This window comes from Sulfurimonas sp. (assembly GCF_027056685.1).
Classification (GTDB): Bacteria; Campylobacterota; Campylobacteria; order Campylobacterales; family Sulfurimonadaceae; genus Sulfurimonas.
Genome location: NZ_JALUKE010000080.1, coordinates 1 through 4,487 on the forward strand (window position 1 = coordinate 1; position 4,487 = coordinate 4,487).

The window sequence follows — 4,487 nt, forward strand, 5'->3', positions numbered from 1 at the left end:
ATCTATCCCTATTTTTGCGATTATCGTAGCATTTTTAAACTCTTTTTCTAACTGTTTTGCCAAAATTTGTAAAACAATATCACCAACTTCATGTCCATAAAGATCATTAAAAATTTTAAATTTATCTATATCTACACAAAACATTAAGTGCCATTGCTTTTGAGTTAAATAATCAATCTGTTTTTGTAGTGATTGTATAAATAGTTCTTTATTTGGCAAACCGGTCAAAGGGTCATACTGTCTAAGATATTTTACTTCTTCCTCAGCTTCTTGTTTTGCCTGCAACGATTTTTGTAAACTCTCAAGCATAATATTTGTCTCTTCATAAAGTTTACCAAACTCATCATTTTCTGTAATAGCTATACGCTTATCAAGCGAAGCGCTCAACTCAATCTCTTCTAAAAATTTTATAAGTTTTAAAATAGGATTTGTAAATTTTTTCGCATATAATGAGGCTAACACAAATGACAAAAATATAATAAAAAGATAGAACAGCCCTAATTCCAGTATGTATTTTTTCAAAATAGCAAAAAAAGTCACATGATGCAGTTTCATTCTAATACAACCAAATACCTTCCCTGAGTAATTAATAGGTACACTTACAATGAGCGTCTCTCCCACTCTTTGTGACTCTTGATTTTTACATTTGCCATCAGGAATAAAGTTTTTACCACTTCTGCTGTATTGGTATATAGCGGTATCATCATTTTTGTAAACTACAGCAGACTCCAACATACTAAATGATTTTAACTTTGTTGTAATATCTGCCGCAATTGAGACTTCATTTAAAAAGACTAATTTTGCTAAATCTTGAGATACCACCGTTTCTATTGTTTTTGTAAGCTCATAAGATTTTTTATCTTCATTTTTTAAATAAATAGTCACAAAAATCAAATATGCTATGAAAAAAGCTAAAGAGGTCACAGTCAATATAATCTTTGTTAGCTTTTTTTCAATAGAACCTCTGTAAATATTTGTTTTCATAACTATTTCTCTATAGGAAGATTAAAATCATTCCCCCACTCCAACCAAGATCCATCATATACAGAAGCATCGTATCCCAACTCTTTTAAGACTAAAAAATTAAGTGCTGCATCTGCTCCATCTTCGCAGTAGAGTATCACTTTTTTATCTTTTGGTAAATTTTTATAAATCTTTTTGAGTTGTGCCAATGATTTCATTCCGCTACCATTGACATCATAATTTTGTATTCCTGCATAATTAAGTGCACTTGGTATATGCCCAAACCTTTTCGCATGGGATTTCAGACCATTATAATATGCAGCAGGTCTTCCATCTATAATTACATCTTTATTTATTGCAAGCATAGTGCTTAATTTTGTTTCCATAATGCTGCTATTTATGCGTGGTATAAATTTTGTTGGCTTTGCTTTATACTCTTTCTTACTTATTTGAAGCATTCCTTTTTTCCAATTTCCATATCCAACTTTCAAAAGAGCCACCTCATCATGCCCCAAAACTTTACTAATCCAAAAAAATCTAGCAGCCCATATTAGTTCATTATCTCCATAAACCACAACTTTACTCTTATTGTCAATACCTGCATCACTAAAAACTTTTTGTAAAAAGTCCAGTTTTGGTATTTTATACCCATTACTTGTATCAAAGAGATCTTTAAAAACAGGAACATTAACAGCATGTTTAAGATGTCCCTGCTTGTAGAGTGCAGGTTTTCTTACATCAACAATAACCAAATCAGGATTAGAATAATTTTGACTTAACCATTTTGCACAGACAAGAGAAGGCATCGCATAGAGCGAGGAGCAAAAGAGCAGACAAACAAGAAAACTAATTTTTATAAATTTCAAAATAGATACCAACTTTTTTCTTTTAAAGAGTCTTAGGCTTATTATTTCTTAAATAAAATAATGTATTTTTAATAATATCATCGTCATCCTTACTATCTGCTTTGATTGTCTCTTTGCTCTCATTAAAATAAGTAAAAGTGATATTTTGCCCATAATTTGCTATAGACTTTATCTTTTTCTCAATAGCTAAGAGCTTAATGACCATAAGTTCAAAAAACTGTTTTGTAGGGGTATCAACTTCGGCAAATCTGTCGATGACCTCCTCTTCAATTTCATAAATCTCTATGGCACTCTCAGCCTGAGAGAGTCGTCTATATATATCTAAACGCAGTCTATCTTCTTGAATAACCATATCACTAACATACGCCGAAATGGTAAGTTTAATATCTACTTTAGCACGCTGCGTTTGAGTGGTATTACTTAAATCTTTAATGGCATCTTCAAGCATTCTCAAGTAAAGTGAATAGCCTATATTTTTTATATGCCCACTCTGAGCATCTCCCACAAGATTTCCTCCACCACGAATCTCTAAATCATGATGAGCCAAAACCGAACCAGAACCTAAAAAGGAGTTTGATTCAAGTGCTAAAAGACGCTTTTTCGCCTCATCAGTAAGTGCCTCTTTATTTGGTACAACAAAATAGGCAAAACCCTCATAGTTTCCACGCCCAACGCGTCCACGAAGTTGATGCAAATCAGCAATACCAAATCTATCGGCACCATCGACAATAATAGTATTAACACGAGGCATATGGATACCACTCTCGATGATGGAGGTTGCTATCATCAAGTCATATTCACCCGCTTCAAATTTTAAAAGCTCTTTTTCTGTCTGCACGGCAGAGATTTTAGAGTGTAGCATTAGTACTCGCAACTCTGGAAGAAGTGCTTTTATCTCGCCCATTTTAATAGGCATATGGTCGATGGAGTTATGAACATAAAAAACCTGCCCTCCACGACGAAGCTCACGCAAAATAACCTCTTTTATAAGCTTTTCATCATACTCTTTTACAAAAGTTCTCACACCTTGTCGCTCACTTGGTGGCGTTAAAAGTTGGCTCATGGTTTTTATGGAACTTAGTGCTTGATTAAGTGAACGAGGAATTGGTGTTGCTGACATGGAGAGTAGATGCACATTATGGTAAAGCTCTTTTATTCTCTCTTTTTGTTTGACACCAAATTTATGCTCTTCATCGATGATGACAACACCTAGCTTTTTAAACTCTAAACCAAAAAGAGCATGCGTTCCAACAACACAATCTATCTCTCCACTCGCAAGCCCTTTTATAATGGCATTTTTATCTTTTGTGCTTACAAATCTGTCAAGCTTAGCATAACGAATGCCTAAATTTTGAAATCTCTCATCTAAGCTTCTAAAATGCTGTGCAGAGAGGAGTGTCGTAGGCACAATAAACGCAGACTGATAGTCTGATTTATATGCTGCAAAGATAGTATTGAGTGCTACTTCTGTCTTTCCAAAACCAACATCACCACTTAAAAGTCTGTCCATTATATGCCCTGAACTCATCTGCGAAATTATCTCATCTATAGACTGCGTTTGATCATCAGTATATTCAAACCCAGAGAGGGCTTGAAACTCTTTTAAACTTTTCTTATCAAGTGAAATTTTAGGTGCTTTTATAAGCGCTCTTGCTGCTGCTGTATTTACAATTTGTCCTGCAATTTCAAGGAGGCGTTTTCGCACTGTTGCTTTAAGTTTTGCAAAGCTTCCTTTACCAAGTCTATCTAAAACAGGGGTACTGCCCCCTCCTGCGATGTAACGGTCTATAAAGTCAAGATTTTCAACAGGTAGAAGAATTTTATCATCACCAATATATTTTATAACAATAAAATCTTTCACACCACCAAGAATTTCAGTCTGCTCTATCTTTTCAAAAATCCCTACTCCATAATCTTCATGAACAACATAATCCCCAGCTTTTAAATCATCAAGTAAAATGGAACTTTTTCTTCTACGGCGTTTTTTATCTGGCTTATTCAGAGATATAACAAGTTCATCATCTGTAATGATGTTTAAAATGTAAGGCGCAGTAATAACATTTATGTTCTTTGTATCATAAATTCCTGCTTGTTTGAGTGTCGCTGCGTTTGCAGCAATAATGGTAATCTTTTTATCTTTATGCACTTTAATGAGTTGCTCAGCATTTGCAACAACCAGCTCTTTTACACTCTCATTCTCTTCTAATTTTTCAAGTTCAAAACTCTCTCGTGAAAGCTGAGGGTTGTTAATGCCATAGGCATCTTTTAAAACATTTTGCAAATCTCTTACAAGTTTAGTCTCTTTGCCTGCTAAAAAGTTTTCACTCATCTCATCAAGATGCCAAAATCCCAAAGAGGCTACATCTTTGTTAAGTGCATCAAATTCACTCTGCTTAATCTTCTCATTAAGTGCATTAAATGCACTCTCATCAAGCGAGTAAAAAGCACTTCGTATTAGCACCTCTTCGAGGTCATCACCCAAAGTACGCTGCGTTTCAAGTGCAAACTCTTTAATCTGCTCTATTTCATTATCAAAAAGAGAGATACGAATAGGATTTTTTGAAGAGGGGACATAGATGTCAATAATATCGCCACGAAAAGAGATCTCTCCCTCCACCTGTACCATATCAACAAAAGTGTATCCCCAAAATAGCATCT

The 4,487-nt window shown here is 34.4% G+C and carries 3 protein-coding genes; all 3 read right to left on the reverse strand.

Annotated features, from left to right (window positions below; genetic code table 11):
* On the reverse strand, positions 1–984 hold a 984-nt coding region (locus tag MVY38_RS03505), incomplete at its 3' end, for a diguanylate cyclase (RefSeq protein WP_297483634.1).
* Positions 985–986: 2 nt separating this feature from the next.
* Complete coding sequence (locus tag MVY38_RS03510; RefSeq protein WP_297483635.1) at positions 987–1,829, reverse strand: sulfurtransferase; 843 nt, start codon at positions 1,827–1,829, stop codon at positions 987–989.
* Positions 1,830–1,851: 22 nt separating this feature from the next.
* A partial coding sequence (locus tag MVY38_RS03515; RefSeq protein ID WP_297483637.1) for a DEAD/DEAH box helicase occupies positions 1,852–4,487 on the reverse strand: 2,636 nt, incomplete at its 5' end.